The sequence below is a fragment of the Nocardia puris genome, from assembly GCF_036051655.1.
In the GTDB taxonomy this organism is placed as follows: Bacteria; Actinomycetota; Actinomycetes; order Mycobacteriales; family Mycobacteriaceae; genus Nocardia; species Nocardia puris.
On record NZ_CP107943.1, the window covers coordinates 6,760,426 to 6,777,145 of the forward strand.

Annotated in this window: 20 protein-coding genes; 13 read left to right on the top strand and 7 right to left on the bottom strand. The window is 70.7% G+C overall.

Annotation, left to right across the window (positions count from 1 at the left end; all coding sequences use genetic code 11):
* The first annotated feature begins 153 nt into the window (after nucleotides 1–153).
* The 3 genes from OHB21_RS31370 to OHB21_RS31380 all read left to right on the top strand — a co-directional run bounded on the left by OHB21_RS31370 (nucleotide 154) and on the right by OHB21_RS31380 (nucleotide 3,199).
* The gene (locus tag OHB21_RS31370) at nucleotides 154–720 is read left to right on the top strand and encodes a TetR/AcrR family transcriptional regulator (RefSeq protein ID WP_067513640.1); all 567 of its coding nucleotides are present in this window, start codon (nucleotides 154–156) and stop codon (nucleotides 718–720) included.
* Between the two features lie 155 nt (nucleotides 721–875).
* Nucleotides 876–1,994, top strand: coding sequence for a cell division protein ZapB (locus OHB21_RS31375; RefSeq protein ID WP_067513637.1), 1,119 nt, complete (start codon nucleotides 876–878; stop codon nucleotides 1,992–1,994).
* On the top strand, nucleotides 1,991–3,199 hold the full coding sequence (locus tag OHB21_RS31380; protein WP_195124397.1) for a hypothetical protein: 1,209 nt from the start codon (nucleotides 1,991–1,993) through the stop codon (nucleotides 3,197–3,199). Before OHB21_RS31375 ends, OHB21_RS31380 begins: the two co-directional genes overlap by 4 nt.
* Nucleotides 3,200–3,208: 9 nt before the next feature.
* Here the strand turns inward: OHB21_RS31380 and OHB21_RS31385 are convergent, their stop codons facing one another.
* Nucleotides 3,209–3,715 (bottom strand): MarR family winged helix-turn-helix transcriptional regulator, encoded by a 507-nt coding sequence (locus OHB21_RS31385; protein ID WP_067513633.1) that lies wholly within the window; start codon nucleotides 3,713–3,715, stop codon nucleotides 3,209–3,211.
* Nucleotides 3,716–3,784: 69 nt separating this feature from the next.
* Here OHB21_RS31385 and OHB21_RS31390 point away from each other — a divergent pair, with 69 nt between their 5' ends.
* The 4 genes from OHB21_RS31390 (at nucleotide 3,785) to OHB21_RS31405 (ending at nucleotide 6,456) form a co-directional block, all read left to right on the top strand.
* Nucleotides 3,785–4,282 (top strand): cupin domain-containing protein, encoded by a 498-nt coding sequence (locus tag OHB21_RS31390; RefSeq protein WP_067513631.1) that lies wholly within the window; start codon nucleotides 3,785–3,787, stop codon nucleotides 4,280–4,282.
* Nucleotides 4,283–4,374: 92 nt separating this feature from the next.
* A complete protein-coding gene (locus tag OHB21_RS31395) occupies nucleotides 4,375–4,791 on the top strand; it encodes an acyl-CoA thioesterase (protein WP_067513629.1) in 417 nt (138 codons plus the stop codon).
* Nucleotides 4,792–5,021: 230 nt separating this feature from the next.
* A complete protein-coding gene (locus OHB21_RS31400) occupies nucleotides 5,022–5,480 on the top strand; it encodes a hypothetical protein (protein WP_067513627.1) in 459 nt (152 codons plus the stop codon).
* A 46-nt stretch (nucleotides 5,481–5,526) separates the two neighbouring features.
* Nucleotides 5,527–6,456 carry a hypothetical protein gene (locus OHB21_RS31405; RefSeq protein WP_232331894.1) on the top strand — a complete coding sequence of 310 codons (930 nt, stop codon included), beginning with the start codon at nucleotides 5,527–5,529 and terminating at the stop codon, nucleotides 6,454–6,456.
* 23 nt (nucleotides 6,457–6,479) lie between these two features.
* On the opposite strand, the gene OHB21_RS31410 is transcribed toward OHB21_RS31405, so the two are convergent.
* The 3 genes from OHB21_RS31410 to OHB21_RS31420 form a co-directional block, all read right to left on the bottom strand.
* Nucleotides 6,480–7,040: a dihydrofolate reductase family protein gene (locus OHB21_RS31410; RefSeq protein ID WP_067513625.1), complete on the bottom strand. Its 561-nt coding sequence runs from the start codon at nucleotides 7,038–7,040 to the stop codon at nucleotides 6,480–6,482.
* Between the two features lie 117 nt (nucleotides 7,041–7,157).
* Nucleotides 7,158–7,388, bottom strand: a complete 231-nt coding sequence (locus OHB21_RS31415; protein WP_067513624.1) for a helix-turn-helix domain-containing protein — start codon at nucleotides 7,386–7,388, stop codon at nucleotides 7,158–7,160.
* Between the two features lie 83 nt (nucleotides 7,389–7,471).
* The gene (locus tag OHB21_RS31420) at nucleotides 7,472–9,103 is read right to left on the bottom strand and encodes an ABC-F family ATP-binding cassette domain-containing protein (protein ID WP_067513623.1); all 1,632 of its coding nucleotides are present in this window, start codon (nucleotides 9,101–9,103) and stop codon (nucleotides 7,472–7,474) included.
* A 190-nt stretch (nucleotides 9,104–9,293) separates the two neighbouring features.
* Between OHB21_RS31420 and OHB21_RS31425 the strand changes: the two genes are divergently transcribed.
* A complete protein-coding gene (locus OHB21_RS31425) occupies nucleotides 9,294–9,740 on the top strand; it encodes a hypothetical protein (protein WP_147265772.1) in 447 nt (148 codons plus the stop codon).
* Nucleotides 9,741–9,750: 10 nt separating this feature from the next.
* Here OHB21_RS31425 and OHB21_RS31430 read toward each other — a convergent pair whose 3' ends face one another.
* Nucleotides 9,751–11,520, bottom strand: coding sequence for a thiamine pyrophosphate-requiring protein (locus OHB21_RS31430; protein ID WP_067513621.1), 1,770 nt, complete (start codon nucleotides 11,518–11,520; stop codon nucleotides 9,751–9,753).
* A 745-nt stretch (nucleotides 11,521–12,265) separates the two neighbouring features.
* Between OHB21_RS31430 and OHB21_RS31435 the strand changes: the two genes are divergently transcribed.
* The 3 genes from OHB21_RS31435 to OHB21_RS31445 are packed head-to-tail and all read left to right on the top strand — an operon-like array spanning nucleotide 12,266 to nucleotide 14,121.
* Nucleotides 12,266–12,487, top strand: a complete 222-nt coding sequence (locus OHB21_RS31435; RefSeq protein WP_067513646.1) for a DUF6480 family protein — start codon at nucleotides 12,266–12,268, stop codon at nucleotides 12,485–12,487.
* A gap of 41 nt (nucleotides 12,488–12,528) precedes the next feature.
* On the top strand, nucleotides 12,529–13,338 hold the full coding sequence (locus OHB21_RS31440) for a nucleotidyltransferase family protein (RefSeq protein ID WP_067513620.1): 810 nt from the start codon (nucleotides 12,529–12,531) through the stop codon (nucleotides 13,336–13,338).
* 45 nt (nucleotides 13,339–13,383) lie between these two features.
* Complete coding sequence (locus OHB21_RS31445; RefSeq protein WP_067513619.1) at nucleotides 13,384–14,121, top strand: metallophosphoesterase family protein; 738 nt, start codon at nucleotides 13,384–13,386, stop codon at nucleotides 14,119–14,121.
* Nucleotides 14,122–14,203: 82 nt separating this feature from the next.
* Here the strand turns inward: OHB21_RS31445 and OHB21_RS31450 are convergent, their stop codons facing one another.
* Entirely contained in the window at nucleotides 14,204–14,665 is a 462-nt protein-coding gene (locus OHB21_RS31450; RefSeq protein WP_067513645.1) for a hypothetical protein, read from the bottom strand.
* Nucleotides 14,666–14,860: 195 nt separating this feature from the next.
* Between OHB21_RS31450 and OHB21_RS31455 the strand changes: the two genes are divergently transcribed.
* Entirely contained in the window at nucleotides 14,861–15,811 is a 951-nt protein-coding gene (locus tag OHB21_RS31455) for a helix-turn-helix transcriptional regulator (RefSeq protein WP_067513617.1), read from the top strand.
* A gap of 23 nt (nucleotides 15,812–15,834) precedes the next feature.
* On the opposite strand, the gene OHB21_RS31460 is transcribed toward OHB21_RS31455, so the two are convergent.
* Nucleotides 15,835–16,038 (bottom strand): hypothetical protein, encoded by a 204-nt coding sequence (locus tag OHB21_RS31460; RefSeq protein ID WP_067513615.1) that lies wholly within the window; start codon nucleotides 16,036–16,038, stop codon nucleotides 15,835–15,837.
* 232 nt (nucleotides 16,039–16,270) lie between these two features.
* Here OHB21_RS31460 and OHB21_RS31465 point away from each other — a divergent pair, with 232 nt between their 5' ends.
* A complete protein-coding gene (locus OHB21_RS31465; protein WP_067513613.1) occupies nucleotides 16,271–16,690 on the top strand; it encodes a low affinity iron permease family protein in 420 nt (139 codons plus the stop codon).
* The last annotated feature ends 30 nt before the right edge of the window (nucleotides 16,691–16,720 follow it).

Consider the following 16,720-nt stretch of genomic DNA (forward strand, 5'->3'; position numbering starts at 1 on the left):
TCCCGGTTCCCGTGCGCGGGAACCGGGTCCGTCGCGGAGCATGTGGTCGGCCGCGCGTGGCCGATCGTCCGAGGGTCCGCGCACCGCACGTTTCGCGGTGCGCGGACCTGTCCGCATTGCCCGTTTCGCCCTCGCCGAGGAGCCTCAGCCCCCATGCCCAAGGTCAGCGACGACCATCTCGCCGCCCGACGAAGTCAGATACTCGACGGGGCCCGGCGCTGCTTCGCCGAATACGGCTACGACGGCGCGACGGTGCGCCGCCTCGAAGAAGCCATCGGCCTGTCGCGCGGCGCCATCTTCCACCACTTCCGCGACAAGGACGCGCTGTTCCTGGCCTTGGCCCAAGAGGACGCCGAGCGCATGGCCGATGTCGCGGCCAATCAGGGTCTGGTGCAGGTCATGCGGGACATGCTCGCCGACCCCGACCAATTCAATTGGCTCGGTACGCGTTTGGAGATCGCACGCCGCCTGCGCACCGACCCCGACTTCCGCGCCGGCTGGACCCAGCGCTCCGCCGACCTCACCGCCGCCACCCTCGCCCGCCTCGAGCGCCGCAAGGCCGCGGGCGCCCTGCGCGACGACGTCCCCACCGACGTCCTGCTCGGCTACCTCGACCTCGTCCTCGACGGCCTCATCGCCCGCATCGCCTCCGGCCACACCAACGAAAACCTCTCCGCCGTCCTGGATCTCGTCGAAGCCTCGGTCCGCCGCAAGGATTGAACGTGCGCGCCCGGCGCGTCCCGGTAACAGGCGCTTCGCCTCGCGCGACTGGGTTGATATCTCCGCCGATTCGAATCCCGACGCCTTGTGCACCGATCGGCGACGTCCCGCCGAGACACGCCGCGACCGTCGTCCGGCACGCAGAGAGGCCGCCCATGACCGACGCACCGCCGACCGTCGACGCTCCGGCGGAATGGCGACTGGACCCGCCCGACGAACTCGCCGTGCGCGGGTTGCAGATCCGGATGATGCGCGCCGACGTGGCGGCGACACGCAAAGGCAAGGCCGCCGAACGTAAGTCGGCGGTGCTGGACGAATTCGCCTCGGCCTTCACCGCATTGCGTGACGCACCCACCCCGGCGGCGGACGAGAACGCCGCACCGCTCGATCTCGACGCCATTCTGGGGGACGTCACCGCACTGGCGACGCGGATCACCGAACGCCCGCGCGCGGTCTCCGCGCTGATCGAACTGATGGTGTTCACGCCCTGGCCGGACGGGATCACCTGGGATTCCGGGGCCCGCAAATCCGCGCTGGACGAGGCCGCCCGCGACCTTGCCGGGTTGGCGCCCGGCGATCTCGCGGCCCTCACCCGCGAATTCGACGCCGTCATGAAACAGTTGCGGCGCAAGTCGATCCGGTGGGGACGGGTCGCGGCGGTGACCGTCGTCGGCTTGGGAGCGGGCGTCATGACCGGCGGGATGGCGGCGCCGGCGATCGGCGCCGCCGTCGGCGGCACGCTCGGGCTCAGCGGCGCCGCCGCGACCTCCGCCGGACTCGCCGCGCTGGGCGGCGGATCACTCGCGGCGGGCGGTTTCGGCGTCGCGGGCGGCACCGCGCTGGTGACCGGTGTCAGCGGGCTGACCGCCGCCGGTGTGGCGGGCGCGAGCGCCCGGTACAGCCGCTTCGGCAGCGGCACCCTCGCCCTCGACGCGGTGAAGATCGCGCTGGCCGCCCGGCTGCTCGCCGCCGAGGACGCCGACCGCGATCAGAAACTGCGGCGGATCGTGGAGAGCCTGCAGCAGACCGCGAACCACCTCGCGGAGAAGACGAATCTGCTCACCGAGCGGATCGCCGAGTTGAAGGAACAGAACCGCGCGCTGTCCGACGACAACAATAGCCTGCGCGCGGCGGTGACGCGGCTGCGCACCGAGCTGATCGACGCCAGGGCCGACACCAAGCGGCTGCGCGCGGAACTCGAAGCGGCGCAACGGGATCGGGCGACGGTCGACGTTGTTCTCGACCGGCTGCCGTCGGTGGCGGCCGGCGAATGAGCGACGACGCCGACCGCAACCTCGACGCGCTCGCCCGCCGCCTGGCCGACGTCGACCGCGCCGTCGACGCCGCGCTCGGTGACGATCCGGTCGCGGCGTCCCTCCAGGTCTCCCCGCACCGCCTGTCCTATGACGAACTCACCGCCTTCAACGACGAATTGCGCGAGCGCTCGGGATGGACCGGGGTGGATCCCGAAGCCGGACTCACTCCGGAACACCGCGAGGCCCTGGCGGCGTGGCGGGAGCGGCACCGCCTGCGGTGGACGGACCGCGACCTGGCGATCGTCGGCGTCGCGGGGCTGGTCGGCGCGCTGTCGGTCTGGTTCGACTCGTCGATCGACGGCGGCGTGCGCACCGGATTCGGCAAGCTCGAGGCGACCGACCGCGTGAGCCGGTGGAAGAAGGCGGGCGAACGGCTGCCCATCGACTTCATGGGTGCCGGATTCGGCGGCCGGACCCATCGCATCAAGTCCGGCGGACATGATCTGCTGCGCGTCTTCAGTTCCCTGCGGTCGATCGTCGACGGCGAATTCCACGGCAAGAGAAGAGAATCCGGCCGCAAGGTGGACTTCTCCGAGGGCGGGAGATTCGATGAGGTCGACGGGTGGGCCGACGCCGCGGGCCGGCTCATGCGCCATCTCGCGGCCGACTTCCTCACGCCCATGAGCCTGCCCGTCCCCGGTACGAGCTGGCTCTACGACAGCGACGACGAGCGGGTCGAGCAGTTCGCCCTGCATGCGTACTCTGGGCTGCGCGCGGGCGAAGGGTGGAATCTGCGCAGCGCGACGGTCGGCCCCGGCTTCACCGCGCTCCTGACCGAGGTGATCGTGCGCACCCACGTCGCAGCGGAGGCGTACGAGCATACCGGCGCCCTGTCCGCGCCCACCCGAGCACAGCGGCGCAAACGCACGGAGCTGCTGCTCGCCGCGCACACGCTGGTCGGCGCCGTCTCGCTGGGCAAGACGGCCGCGCGCTTGGTCGCGATGCCCGGCGCGCACGGACGCCCGCACCCGGCGGCGATCCGGCACCTCCAATTGCCGACCCTGATCCGCGCGGGGCACCTCGCCGTCGGCGTGGTCCGGGACGCGCGCTCCACCGACCGGTATTCGGCGCGGACCTGGGACGAACTGGTGGTCGGCTCGGCGCGGGTGTGGCAGCTGGACCTGCCCGCGGTGCTGGAGGAACGCTGCGCGCTCGACGACTGAGTGGTCACGTCAGGGTTCGCCTTCCAGAGCGGTGAGGAGTTGGCGGATCAGGCGGTCGAGGGTGTGGCGGTCGGGGGTGGAGAGGGGGGCGAGGAGGCGGGATTCGTTGGCTACGTGGGCGGTGACGACCTCGTCGACGAGGGTGCGGCCGGCGTCGGTGAGGGCGACGCGGATGGCGCGGCGGTCGGTGGCGTCAGCGGTGCGGCGGACCAGGCCCGCCGATTCGAGGCGGTCGAGGCGGCCGGTCATGCCCGCGCGGGAGAGCATGAGTGTGTCGGCCAGGACCGACGGGTTCAGTTCGTAGGGCGCACCGGAGCGGCGCAGCGCGGCGAGCACGTCGAATTCGCCGCGCTGCAAACCGTGCGCGGTGAACACGGCTTCGATCTCGCGCTGCGCGACAACCATCAGCCTGCCCAGGCGGCCGATGATCGCCATCGCCTCGAGGTCCAGGTCGGGGCGCTCGCGGCGCCACTGGGCGGCGATCGCGTCGACGGCATCCGGCTTCGATTCGGTCATGGACAGGAGTCTATTCGTCGCGATATAGTTCGGTAACGAATTATCAATCACCGAACAATTGGAGTCGTCATGACCGCCCCCACCCGCCCCGCCGCCCTGGTCCACCCCGACGAGGCCGAGACCATCGGCACCGACACCGCTCGGGTGCGCCTGCTCCTCGACGCCGACCGCACCGGCGATTCGGTGAGCACCGTCGAGGTGATCCTGGCGCGCGGAGCCGACGGCGCCGCACCGCATTTCCACACAAAGTCCGACGAACTGTTCGTCGTCACCGAGGGCGAGATCCAGGTCCTCGCCGGCGAGGAGATCGTCACGGTCGGTGCGGGCGGCGCCCTGGTGGTCCCGAAATTCATGCCGCACGCGTTCGGCGCCACCCCCGACAGCACCGCGCGCCTGGTGATCGCCCTCATGCCGGGCGTGCGCCGCTTCGGCTACTTCCGCCTCCTGGACCGCCTGGCCCGCGGCGAGGCCACCTTCGAGGACCTGGCCGCGAGCCAGGACGAGTACGACAACCACTTCGTCGACGCCCCCGCCTGGTGGGCGGAGCGCAACGCCCACCGCGCCTGAGGCGCCGGATCATGCGCCCACCAGCCCGAATGTGGCGCACACGGCACCCGATCCGGGAACAGGCAGGCACCCGACCTCGGTTGGACCGGGTTATGAGCCACACTGTGCCGATCGTCGTCCGCGGCTACGAACTGGACACCCTGGGCCACGTGAACCAGGCCGTCTACCACCAGTACGCCGAGCACGCGCGCTGGGAACTGCTGCGCGAGGCCGGCCTCGCCGGCGACAAGCTGATCGCCGCGGGCATCGCCCCGGTGGTCCTCGAGACCACCATCAAGTACCTGCGCGAGCTGCGCGGCGGCGACGAGATCACCGTGACCACCGACTCGGAATGGACCAGCGGCAAGATCTTCCGCTTCCGCCAGAGGATCGTGAAGCTGGACGGCACCGTGTCGGCCGAGCTCGTGGTCACCGGCGGCGTCATGGATCTGACCGCGCGCAAGCTGATCGCCGACCCCGCCGAGCGCCTGCGGGCCCTCGCCGATCGCCCCGATCTGCTGGATCTGTAGCCCGCCGCCACCCCCGGGCAAGCGCTCTGGCGCACGGCGCCCGGGGTTGTAGCTCCAACGTTGCGAACCGCGTTTTTCCGTGGCACGGAAAAACTTTCGGCGCGCACGCCGAACCGCGCGACAGGCGTGGTGAAATCTCGCGATCCGGGCCGGGCGTCCCACGGCACGCGTTATGATCCAGGTCACGCTCGGGGGTCCTGGCAAATCGCGAGCAGATCGGAGAGCAGACCATGGCCGACGCATACCACCGCCCCGGTGCCGCGCCGACGGACGACCGCGTCCCCGCACTCCACGGCCTGCTCGTGGCCGAGTCGGACCGCGAGATATCCGTGCGCGTCGCCGAGGGTACGTGGACGTTCCGCCGGTCCGATGTGCTGCGCGTCCTCGATCACGCCGACCCCGCGCCCGAGGCCGAAGCGGGCCGTCGCGTACTGGTCGACATCCGCCCCGGCGCGACCGCCGATTTCACCCGCCGCCTGCGCGTGGAACTGGTGGACCGCCCGATGACGCTGGCCGCCGCGCCCTCCCCCGCGCTGGGAGACGAACTGCTGCAACAACTCACGGATTCCTGGGCCGAGGGCCTGCGCCTGGCGCCGTGCCCGGCGACCGGCGGAGCGACCTTCACCTACTGTCAGACGAAATCGCTCGCGACCAGCGACGACGGCATCAACTGCGACAGTCTCGACTGAGCGGACCTGCTCTGTGGTGGCGCGCCGTCCCGGCTCGATTCTGATCGTGTCCGAATCCGATGATCTGCACGCCACCGCCATGGCGGCGACGCTGCGAGATCACCACGGGCTCAGCCCGATTCACCTCGACCTGCGCGATTTCCCGCGCGAGTCGGGCAGTTTCCGGCTGGACAGGTTCGGCACGGCCCGCTCGTTCTCGCACGTCTTCGGACTGGACGACGTGCAGTCGGTGTGGTGGCGGCGCCCGCACCCGTGCCTGGTGCCCGCCGGGGTGCGCGCCGCCGACGACGCGTTCCGCCAGGCCGAATGCGACGGTTTCGTGCAGGGCCTGCTGTGGTCGATCCCGGCGTTCTGGATCAACGACCCCGGGGCCGACCGCACCGCCTCCCGCAAGATCGTGCAATTGGAGACAGCGCAGCGCGCCGGTTTCGCGATCCCGGAGACTCTGATCACCAACGATCCCGACGAGGCCCGCAGCTTCGTCGAATCACGTTCCGGCGCCGTGGTTTACAAGCGCACCGGCACGGGTCGCGCCGAGTTCGCCGAAACCAGGATCATCACGAAGGCCGATTTCGGCAAACTCTCCGGTATCCGGTCCTCCCCCACCACTTTCCAGGACTACGTCACCGCCGTCTGCGATCTGCGCGTGGTGTGGGTGGACGGTATCGCCTGGACCGTGCGGATCGATTCGCAGGCTGGTGTCGGCCGTGTCGACTCGCGACTCGACACGTCGGTTGACTTCGTCCGCGATCAACTCCCGCCCGGTATCAGCAAATCGCTGGCAATGCTGATGGGCGCGCTCGGCCTGAGCTTCGGCGTGGTGGATCTGCGGCTCGGCCTCGACGGCGAGTACTACTTCCTCGAGGTCAATCCGCAGGGCCAGTTCGCCTACCTGGAGATCAAGACCGGGCTGCCGATCTTCCGCAGCCTGGCCAACCTCCTGGTCCACAGCGACGGCATGGTGCCCGGGTACTGAATCTCCCGGGCTCCGAACGGCATTCAGAGCCGATAGCGCTGCAGCACCACCCCCGAGGCGGGGAACGCCCGCACGTCGATCAGTTCGACCGGCCCGGTGTCGGCGAGGTCGAAGAGCCGCTGCCCGCCCCCGGCGAACACGGGGAACACCAGCAACCGCAACTCGTCCACGGCGCCGAGGCGCAGGAACGAGTTCAGCGTGGTCGCGCCGGCGAACACGATCACCGGATCGCCCGGCTCGGACTTCAGGCGGCGCACGTCGTCCGCCAGGTCACCGCCGATCGCGGTGGCGGGCTGCCACGCCAGCGGCCGGTCCGGCCGGGAGGTCACCACGATCTTCGGCACGCCGTTCACCAGCGGCGCCAGCCGGGCGTCACCGGACGACTCGAAGGCCGCCTCGTCACCGGTCCAGTACTCCGCCACGCCCTCGTAGGCCGTGCGGCCGAAGACCTGCGCACCGACCGACGTCAGCACGTCGGCCAGGTAGTCGTCCAGCTCTGGGTCCTCGGTGTGCACCCAGTCCAGCGCACCGTCGGGTCCCGCCGCGTATCCGTCCAGTGTGACCATCATCTGGGCGATCACCATCGGCACCGGAATCTCCTCACTGTCGGCGTCGACAGTGCAGACGGCGCGGGCCCCGGGAATTCACCGCCGCACGCGGAACCCGGCGTGACCGAGACCGGCGCGCGACGATGCGGGTGTCTACTGGGCTTTGCGCCGATTCGCACCGCCGCGGCTGCGCAGCTGGACGTGCGATTCCACCAGCACGTTGTGGATGAACCCGTAGGAGCGGCCGGTCGACCGCGCCAGGGACCGGATGCTCGCACCCGCTTCGTACTGCTTCTTCAGCTGCGTTTGCAGGCGATCACGCGACTTCCCCGTGACGCGTGTGCCTTTGCCCAATGCCTTGCCCTGTGTGGCCCTGTCGCCCATGGCTTCCTCCGAGTCGCCGAGCAGCGCGTCTTTCCAGGCTAAGCACTGAGCAGGCCCCGATCAACGAATTGTTGTGATCGAGATCACGCGAGCTGGATCAGTTCCAGATAATCGGCCGACCAGTGGTCCTCGGTGCCGTCGGGCAGCAGGATCACCCGCTCCGGCGACAGCGCCTCGGCGGCGCCCGGATCGTGGGTCACCAGCACGACGGCGCCCGCGTAGGTGCGCAGCGCGTCGAGCACCTGCTCGCGCGAGATCGGATCGAGGTTGTTGGTGGGCTCGTCGAGCAACAGCACGTTCGCCGCCGAGGACACCAGGCCCGCCAGCGCGAGACGGGTCTTCTCGCCGCCGGACAGGGTGCCCGCGGGCTGGTCCAGCTGCGGACCGGTGAACATGAACGCGCCGAGCAGGCCGCGCAGGTCCTGCTCGCCCGCATCAGGCGCGGCGTGGCGGATGTTCTCCCAGACCGACGCGCTGTCGTCGAGGGTGTCGTGCTCCTGCGCGAAATAGCCGACCTTCAGGCCGTGGCCCGGCACCAGCCGGCCGGCGCTGGGCTGTTCGACACCCGCCAGCAGGCGCAGCAGCGTGGTCTTGCCCGCGCCGTTGAGGCCGAGCACCACCACCCGGCTGCCGCGGTCGATGGCCAGGTCGACGCCGGTGAAGATCTCCAGCGAGCCGTACATCTTGGTCAGGTTCTCGGCCATCAGCGGCGTCTTGCCGCAGGCGGCGGGCTCGGGGAACTTGATCCGCGCCACCTTGTCGGCCACGCGCACGTCGTCGAGCTCGTTGAGCAGCCGGTCGGCGCGCTTGACCATGTTCTGCGCCGCAACGGCTTTCGTGGCCTTCGCGCCGAGCTTGGCCGCCTGCGCCTTGAGCGCGGAGGCCTTCTTCTCGGCGTTGGCGCGTTCGCGGCGGCGGCGCTGTTCGTCGGTGGCGCGGGCGTCGAGGTACTTCTTCCAGCCCATGTTGTAGACGTCGGCCTCGCCGCGCACGGCGTCGAGGAACCACACCTTGTTGACCACGGCCTCGAGCAGGTCGACGTCGTGGCTGATCACGATCAGGCCGCCGTCGTGGTTCTGGAGGAACCCGCGCAGCCAGGTGATGGAATCGGCGTCGAGGTGGTTGGTCGGCTCGTCCAGCAGCAGGATGCGGTCGGAGCGCCCGCCGCTGCCGTCGGAGGCGGAGAACAGGATGCGCGCCAGCTCGATGCGGCGGCGCTGACCGCCGGACAGGGTGCGCAGCGCCTGGCCGAGCACGCGGTCGGGCAGGCCGAGGCTGTGGCAGATGCGGGCGGCCTCGCTCTCGGCGACGTAACCGCCGAGCGCCGAGAACCGCTCCTCGAGCCGGCCGTACTTGCGCACCGCCTTCTCACGCTCGTTCTCGTCGGCTACCTCGGCCATCAGCGCCTGCTGCTTCTCCATATCGCGGATCAGCGTGTCCAGGCCGCGCGCGGAGAGCACCCGGTCGCGCGCGAGCACGTCCAGGTTGCCTTCCCTCGGGTCCTGCGGCAGGTAGCCGATCTCGGTGGAGCGCAGGATCTTTCCGGCGTAGGGCTCGCCCTCGCCCGCCAGGATGCGCAGCGTGGTGGTCTTGCCCGCGCCGTTGCGCCCGACCAGGCCGATCCGGTCGCCCGCCTGCACCCGCAAGGCGGGCCCGGGAGCCGACAGCAGGGTTCGGACTCCGGCCCGGACCTCGAGGTCGGTCGCGGTGATCACAGAATGGCTCCTCACGGATGGTGGTGCTGGGCGGTTGCCGCTCGATTGTGCGCCCCGGCAGGCACAAGAACCACCGATTTTACCCCGGTCGCCCGCCCGCGTTCGCCCACGCACGGTGTGGGATTGCCCGCATCCCCGACAGCGGCCCGCCGCGGGGGGTGTCCTGATTCTTGGACACTCGGCGTTCTGGATGCTGCTTAGCGTCCGGCGACAAGCAGATGACTCCCGGCTCGCCTACGCCACCGGCTTCCTCCCGCACGGCGCGGCGATCGGCGCCGACAGCTCGCGCCTTCATCTCCCCGAACCGATGGCGGGCCGCATCGGCGGCTTCCACATCAGCGCCGACGGCGCGCTCTCGCCGCTGCCCGGCGCGCCCTACCCCGCCCCGGGCGGCACCCTCGCGGGCCGCGTGGCCCTCGACGAAGCCGCCGGACCCCGGTGCCTGATCGACGCGCCGACGGTGCGGGCTTCCTCCCACGTGCTCACCTATGACCTGGCTGCCGACAGGTCGGTGCGTCCGTCGGGTCTGCCGTCGCTCGACACCGGACTCGTCTTCTCGGACGCGCCCTCCGCCTTCCTCATCACGGTCCGCTGCGCTTCGGCGTGCGAGCTCACCAACCCGCCGCACGGCGGGTGACGCGACCCGCTCACGTCTTCGGCCGGAACTCGCGCGCCTTCACCTTCACGCCCTGGGTGACCAGGTGCCGGGCGTTCGGGTCGCCGCGCAGGACGGCGGCGGCGGTGTTCTTCAGCTGCTCCCAGGTGGCGTGCGGCGGGATGGGTGGGAAGTCCGGGTCGCAGCGGACGTCGAGCAGGACCGGGCGTTGCGCGCTGAGGGCGAGGTCCCAGGCGCGGCCGAGTTGATCGGACCGGTCGACGGCGACGGCTTCGAATCCGAGGCAGCGGGCCAGGTCGGCGTAGGAGACGTCCGGGAGTGCCTGGGAGTCCTCGAATTTCGGCGCGCCACCCATCGCGCGCAGTTCCCAGGTCACCTGGGCCAGGTCGTTGTTGTGGAAGACGCACACCACGAAGCGGGGATCGGTCCAGGTGTCGCGGTAGCGGGTGGCGGTCAGCAGTTCGGCCAGCCCGTTCATCTGCATCGCGCCGTCGCCGACGAGCGCCACGGTGGGACGGTCGGGGTGGGCGAACTTCGCGCCGATCGCGTACGGCACCGCGCACCCCATCGACGCCAGCGTGCCCGACAGCGACCCGCGCATCTCGCCGCGGAAGTCGAGGCAGCGCGCGTACCAGTTCGCGGCCGAGCCCGAATCGGCGGTGACGATCGCATTCCCGGGCACCCGCGCCGACAGCTCGGTCACCACGCGCATCGGGTTCACCGGGTCGGCGTCCACCAGGGACTGGGCCTGGATCGTCTCGCGCCAGCGGGCGACGTCACCTTCCACGCGTGCGCGCCACGAACGGTCCGCCTTGCGGCTGACCAGCGGAATCAGTTCTGCCAGCGTGCTTTTCGCGTCACCGACCAGATTCACCTCGGTGGGGTAGCGCAGGCCGGTCATGGCGGCGTCGATATCGATCTGCACGGCGCGGGCGTGGCCGGGTTCGGGCAGGAACTCCGCGTACGGGAAGCCGGACCCGACGATCAGCAGAGTGTCGCAGTCGCGCATCAGCTCGTAGCTGGGCCTGCTGCCGAGCAGGCCGATAGGACCGGTGCCGTACGGCAGTTCGTCGGGCAACACGTCCTTGCCGAGCAACGCCTTCGCGATGCCCGCGCCGGTGCGGTCGGCGAGCTCGAGCACTTCCTCGCGCGCCGACCGCGCGCCTTGCCCCACCAGGATCGCGACCCGTGATCCGGACTCCAGCACCTCGGCGGCGCGGCGCAGCTCCTCGGCGGGCGGCACCGTGTGCCCGGGCGCTGAGGCGGTGGGCGCGGGCGGGTCGGGCGGCGGATAGTCCTCCTGCTGGAGGTCGGCGGGGATGATCACCGCCGTGGGCGCCCGGCGCGCGGCCGCCGTGCGCAGGGCTCGGTCCAGCGCGCCGGGCAACTGCTCGGCCACCTCGACCTCCACCAGGTAGTCCGAGGCCACGTCGGCGAACAGCCGCGCCAGCGCCACCTCCTGCTGGTAGCTGCTGCCGAGTTCGGCGCGCGCGGTCTGCCCGATCAGCGCCACCACCGGCACATGGTCGAGTTTCGCGTCGTAGAGACCGTTGAGCAGATGGATGGCGCCCGGGCCCGAGGTCGCCAGGCACACGCCGACGCCGCCGCCGAACTTCGCGTACCCGGTGGCCTGGAACGCCGCCATCTCCTCGTGACGGGCCTGGATGAACGCCGGCGCGTCCGCCACCTGCCCGAACGCGGCCACCAGGCCGTTGATCCCGTCGCCCGGATACCCGAAAACGTGCCGGACACCCCATTCGCCCAGCCGCCGCACGATGTGCTCGCCCACCGTTCCCGACATGTCGTACCCCTTCGCAGTAGTTGGTGCGGTACTCGTGTCGCCCCTACCCGCACCTCGGTGGGCCAATCTCCCCGTCACGCGGGCGCAGGCGACCGAGGCCGCGCGGCGGCGAACACCCCCGAGGGCGGCTGACCTCCGGCACGCGCCGGATGAACGGCTCCCACGCGCCATCCGGCGAGTCCCGTGTTTCCGCCTGCGCGCCCCGGGTAGCGCCCAGGTGTAGCGACCGTGCCGCGGCGAAACCGGACGCGCTCTCGCGGTGATCGCCACTGCGCACCGGAAAGGACAGGGATATGAACACCACACCGACGCCCGATCCGACGTTGCCCGACGAGCCCGCGCCGCATCCCGTGCCGCCACCCCCGCCGCCTATCCCGGAACCGGACCCGATTCCGCCGACTCCCGGCCCCGACCGGCCGCCCGAACCGCCGGGCCCCGAACCCGCACCACCCGGCACACCACCGGAGCCCGGCACACCGCCACGGCCCGTGCCACCGCCGGTCCCACCCGCGCCCGACCCGGCCCCCGGACACCCGAGTCCGCCCGAACCGCCGGGCCCCTCGCGTGATCCCGTGCCGCCCAACCCCATATGACCGATCGGATCAGTGATGGAACTCCTCGTCATCCTCGCCATTCCCGTGGCCGTCGCCGCGGTAGTGCTGTACCGCAAGCGCACCGCGCGCCCCCGCGAGACGCCCGAAGTCCCCGGCAACGACGGGAAGTAGGTGAAATACCCGTGACCGCCATGGATCCCGACCCCGAGCGCATCCCCGATCTCGAACCCGGCGGCGGCGTGCCACCCGGGGCCACCCCGCCGGAGACGTCTCAGACCTCGGGCCTGTCCGCGCCCGAACCCACCACCCGGCACCGCTTTCCGCGCACCGGCATCGCGGCGATCGCCCTCACCGTGCTGCTGGCCGCGCTCTTCTTCGCCACGGCCATCGGGTTGCTGATCGTCGTGGTGTGATCGGCCCGGTTGACGGCGCGCGCACCGGGTAGGGCCGATGTATGGACACCATGGACCGACTCCTCCACGCGCTGGCGCGGGCGGCGAATGCGCTGGCGCACAGCGATATCCCCTTCGCCGTCGCGGGCGGCTGCGCGGTCTGGGCGCGCGGCGGGCCCGCAACCGACCACGACGTCGACCTGTTCGTGCGCCCCGAGGACAGCGGACGGGCGCGCAGCGCGCTCGCGCGGGCCGGGCTCCGGGTGGCCGACGCCGCCGAGGACTGGCTCACCAAGGCCTACGACGGCGACATCCTCATCGATATCGTGCACCGCCCCAACGACCGCGACGTCACCGGCCAACTGCTGGCCCGCGCGGAGATGATGCGGGTCGGCGCGACCACCGCGCCGGTGGTCACGGGGACCGACCTGCTGGTGGACAAGCTCTTGGTGTGCGACGATCACCGCCTCGACCTGAGCCCGCTGCTCCAGATCGCCCGCGCCCTGCGCGAACAGGTGCACTGGCCGCAGGTGCGCGAACGCACCGCGCACTCGCCCTACGCGCGGGCCTTCCTGGGACTGATCGACGACCTCGGCATCGCCGACACCGGTGCCGAATCCTCCGGCGCGCCACCGCAATACGTGGCGGCGAAGCTGCACCGGCTGCTGGCCGAGGACCCCGAGGTGGCCGAGCCCGGCGTGCGGGTCCGGTTGCGCGGCGACACCGTCCTGCTCGACGGCGCGGTCGCCACCGCCGTGCGCCGCGAGCGACTGGAGGAGAAGGTCCGCGAAGCGATGCCCCGGGCGCGGGTCCGCAACGACGTGCTGGTCACCGGTGCCGGCGCCCCGGATCACGAAGAACGCCTGCCCTGAGCGCCACCCACGACACCGCTCCACCCACGACGCGAGGAGGATCGGATGCGCATCGCCGCCGTCGGCGACATTCATCTGGGAACAGATTCGCGGGGCACGCTGCGGCCCGCGCTGCGCGCACTGCCCGACCGCGCCGACGTGCTGCTGCTCGCCGGTGACCTGACCCGCCTCGGCACGATCGCAGAGGCGCGGGTGGTGGCCAAGGAGTTCGCCGACGCCGGCGTCCCGGTGGTCGCGGTCCTGGGCAACCACGATCATCACGGCGATGTGCCGGAGGAGATCGCGCTGCTGCTCGCCGATCACGGCGTCACCGTGCTCGAGGGCGAGAGTGTCACGGTGACGGTCGCGGGCGGCACGCTCGGCGTCGCGGGCACCAAGGGCTTCGGCGGCGGTTTCGCGGGCAAGTGCGCGAGCGTGTTCGGCGAGCGGCTGATGCGCGAATTCGCCGGACACACGGTCGAGCTCGCGGCACAGTTGGGGGCGGCGCTGGGGGCGCTCGACGCCGACGTCACCGTGGCGCTCACCCACTACTCCCCTGTGCCCGATACCTTGCGCGGCGAGCCGCCGGAGATCTTCCCGTTCTTGGGGTCGTATCTGCTCGGCGAAGCGATCGACACGGCCGGAGCCGACCTCGCCGTGCACGGGCACGCGCACGCCGGCTGCGAACGCGGCACCACACCGGGCGGGGTGCCGGTGCGCAATGTGGCGCAGCCGGTGATCGATACCGCCTTCGCGGTGTACGAGATCGGCGACCGTGGCCACCGGCTGCCACGGGTGTCGTGAGCGATCCCGCTCACGACCTCGGGCACACCGGCGACATCGCGTTCCTCTGCCCGTCCGCGCGGGGCACGTCCTCGTCGGCCGGTCAGTGTGGCCGCCGTCCCTCCGACCCGTTCGGACCTCCCGTGCGGATTCGCGACCACAGGAACCGCACCGTGATCGGGTATCCGCCCCTCGCGGGGTCGTAGTCCGCGCGGTCGAAGGTCACCGAGGTGGTGAGGGTGCGCAGCACGTGCCAGCCGAGTCTCGCGCGCTCGACGACGTTCCGGGACGCGCACAGGCCCGACACCTGGACGAACACGTGGGTGTCGTCGTAATCGACCACGCAATCGATGGATGTCGCGGGCGTCGCGTCCAGCACCAGTGCGGTGGCGGCCTCGTCCACGGCCAAGCGGATGTCGACCGCTCCGTCGATGGGAAAACCGGCCACCAGCGCAAGGGTCTCGGTCAGCGCGCGCAGCATCATCAGCTGCCCGGGCTGAGCGGCGACTCGGATGCCGACGGTCGAGCCCGTGCGAGCCGGGAGATCGCTCCGGGCGGAATCCACCAACACTCCTCCAACGCATCGCGGGGCGGTACAGGGCGGTCTTTGCGTCGGCTACCCGAGCCCGCGGCGTCGAAACCGGTTCGTCGACCCCTGTCGCGAACGCGGACGCCATGCCAAGATGGGTAGCGAGCACGCGGAGATGTCCCGGCCGAGCAACGCGCCGGCTCACCCCATCTGCCAAGCTCGGAGGTCGACATGGACTCCATGACGTTCGACAGTGACAATCTCGGCGCCACCGAAGAGTTCCTCAACGCCAACTACACGACGATGCGCATCGCCAACGTCTCCGAATCCGCGGTGCATACGCACATCACCCGCGATGTGCTCGGTGAGGTCAGTTTCGACCAGCTCGACCTCCGGTTCGATATGCGTTACCGGGCCGCGCCGCTCGGGCGGATATGCCTGTGCACCGTCGGCTCCGGCGCCATCGAGGAGAACTACGTCGACGGGACGACCGACTTCTTCCTTCCCGGCGATGTCGGATTGCTGACCCCGCCGGATCTGCCGTATTCCGGCGTGATCCACCGGGCGAACTACACCATCACCATGTTCGATCCCGCGCTGCTCTCGCGAGTGGCCGCCGACGAGCCACATGGCGGCGGGCCCGTCCGGCTCACGGGGCACCGCCCCGTCTCCCCGGCCGCGGGTGCGCATCTGCGGAAGGCCATCGACCACCTCGGAACCATCGCCACCGACCCCGACCTGCGCACGAAGCCGCTGATCGCGTCGACCGCGAGTGAGTATCTGGCGGCCAGTGTGCTGCACGCGCTGCCGAATACGGCGGTGCTCGAACCCTCGGCGAGCGACCGCAACGACGCGCATCCCGACGCGCTGCGGCGCGCTCTCGCCTACATCGACAGCCATGTGCGCGACGACATCACGGTCGTCGACATCGCCGCCGCGGCCTACGTCACTGTTCGGGCACTGCAGCTGGCGTTCCGCCGCCACCTCGACACCACACCCACCGCGTATCTGCGGGAGCTGCGGCTGCGCGGCGCGCACGAACAGCTTCGCCGCACCATGCCGGGCGAGGGGCAGACCGTGTCCTCGATCGCGTGGGAGTGGGGTTTCGCCCATCCGGGCCGGTTCGCGGGCGCGTATCGCCGCGCCTACGGCTGTTCGCCTCACACCACGCTCACCACCTGACAGCGTGGTGACCCGGTACGGCACTACGCCGTGCCGTCCTCGACTGCGTCCGGAGGCTGGGGCGCGGTGCCCGTACCCTCCAGAGGCAGCTGATCCGGGTCCACTCCAGCGGCGTGCAGGGCGATGTCGAGTTCGCCGCGCAATCGCCGGACTGCCTCGTCGTCACCGGCGTCTCGCGCGGCCGTGATGTCCTGGCGCAGTTGCGCGATCACATCCTGGGTGGTCATCGAACCTCCTTCGACAAGACACGAAACAACCATCTCGAGCGCACCGGCGGTGCGCCGTTGCCGACCCGATACCCGGTGCCGCGTGGTGGAAACCGCGGCCCATCCCGGTTTCGGGACGGAATCTCGGGGTAGGCGCTCGACATCGGCCCCCGGACCACAGGAGAGCCATGACCCAGCACCACCGAATCCACCGCGCTGCCGCGCTTACGCCGCGCGGGTTCCCGGTGCCGTCATGAGTGCGCCGGATCGGGAGAGCGCCCCCGGCCGGACAATGCCTTCCGACGTCGGCGACGGACCGTCGCTGTTCGATCGATTCGCCAGCTCCGCCGACCGGATCACCTCCAAAGCGACGTTCTTCGTGTTGTGTGTGCTGTTGGTCCTGGTGTGGGCGCCGTCGTTCCTGGTGCTGCCGAACATGGACACCTGGCAGTTGGTGATCAACACCGCGACGACGATCATCACGTTCCTGCTGGTGGCGTTGTTGCAGAACACCCGGTCGCGGTCGGACGAGGCGGTGCAGCAGAAACTCAACGCCATCGCCGACGCGCTCGGCGATCTCATGGGAGAACTCAGCGACGAGCACCCCGACCTCGAGCGCCACCGCACCGAACTGGGCGAGGCGGTCGGGGTGGAGTTCCGCGAATCCGCCTGATCCCGCGTCGAAGGCACGAAGCGCTCCGGT

Coding starts and splice junctions, on each gene's coding strand:
- OHB21_RS31435 (WP_067513646.1), top strand. CDS start 12,266: ATGGATCCCGACCCCGAGCGCATCCCCGATCTCGAACCCGGCGGCGGC.
- OHB21_RS31430 (WP_067513621.1), bottom strand. CDS start 11,520: ATGTCGGGAACGGTGGGCGAGCACATCGTGCGGCGGCTGGGCGAATGG.
- OHB21_RS31395 (WP_067513629.1), top strand. CDS start 4,375: ATGAGCCACACTGTGCCGATCGTCGTCCGCGGCTACGAACTGGACACC.
- OHB21_RS31425 (WP_147265772.1), top strand. CDS start 9,294: ATGCTGCTTAGCGTCCGGCGACAAGCAGATGACTCCCGGCTCGCCTAC.
- OHB21_RS31370 (WP_067513640.1), top strand. CDS start 154: ATGCCCAAGGTCAGCGACGACCATCTCGCCGCCCGACGAAGTCAGATA.
- OHB21_RS31385 (WP_067513633.1), bottom strand. CDS start 3,715: ATGACCGAATCGAAGCCGGATGCCGTCGACGCGATCGCCGCCCAGTGG.
- OHB21_RS31455 (WP_067513617.1), top strand. CDS start 14,861: ATGGACTCCATGACGTTCGACAGTGACAATCTCGGCGCCACCGAAGAG.
- OHB21_RS31460 (WP_067513615.1), bottom strand. CDS start 16,038: ATGACCACCCAGGATGTGATCGCGCAACTGCGCCAGGACATCACGGCC.
- OHB21_RS31465 (WP_067513613.1), top strand. CDS start 16,271: ATGAGTGCGCCGGATCGGGAGAGCGCCCCCGGCCGGACAATGCCTTCC.
- OHB21_RS31380 (WP_195124397.1), top strand. CDS start 1,991: ATGAGCGACGACGCCGACCGCAACCTCGACGCGCTCGCCCGCCGCCTG.
- OHB21_RS31415 (WP_067513624.1), bottom strand. CDS start 7,388: ATGGGCGACAGGGCCACACAGGGCAAGGCATTGGGCAAAGGCACACGC.
- OHB21_RS31440 (WP_067513620.1), top strand. CDS start 12,529: ATGGACACCATGGACCGACTCCTCCACGCGCTGGCGCGGGCGGCGAAT.
- OHB21_RS31445 (WP_067513619.1), top strand. CDS start 13,384: ATGCGCATCGCCGCCGTCGGCGACATTCATCTGGGAACAGATTCGCGG.
- OHB21_RS31400 (WP_067513627.1), top strand. CDS start 5,022: ATGGCCGACGCATACCACCGCCCCGGTGCCGCGCCGACGGACGACCGC.
- OHB21_RS31375 (WP_067513637.1), top strand. CDS start 876: ATGACCGACGCACCGCCGACCGTCGACGCTCCGGCGGAATGGCGACTG.
- OHB21_RS31390 (WP_067513631.1), top strand. CDS start 3,785: ATGACCGCCCCCACCCGCCCCGCCGCCCTGGTCCACCCCGACGAGGCC.
- OHB21_RS31410 (WP_067513625.1), bottom strand. CDS start 7,040: ATGGTGATCGCCCAGATGATGGTCACACTGGACGGATACGCGGCGGGA.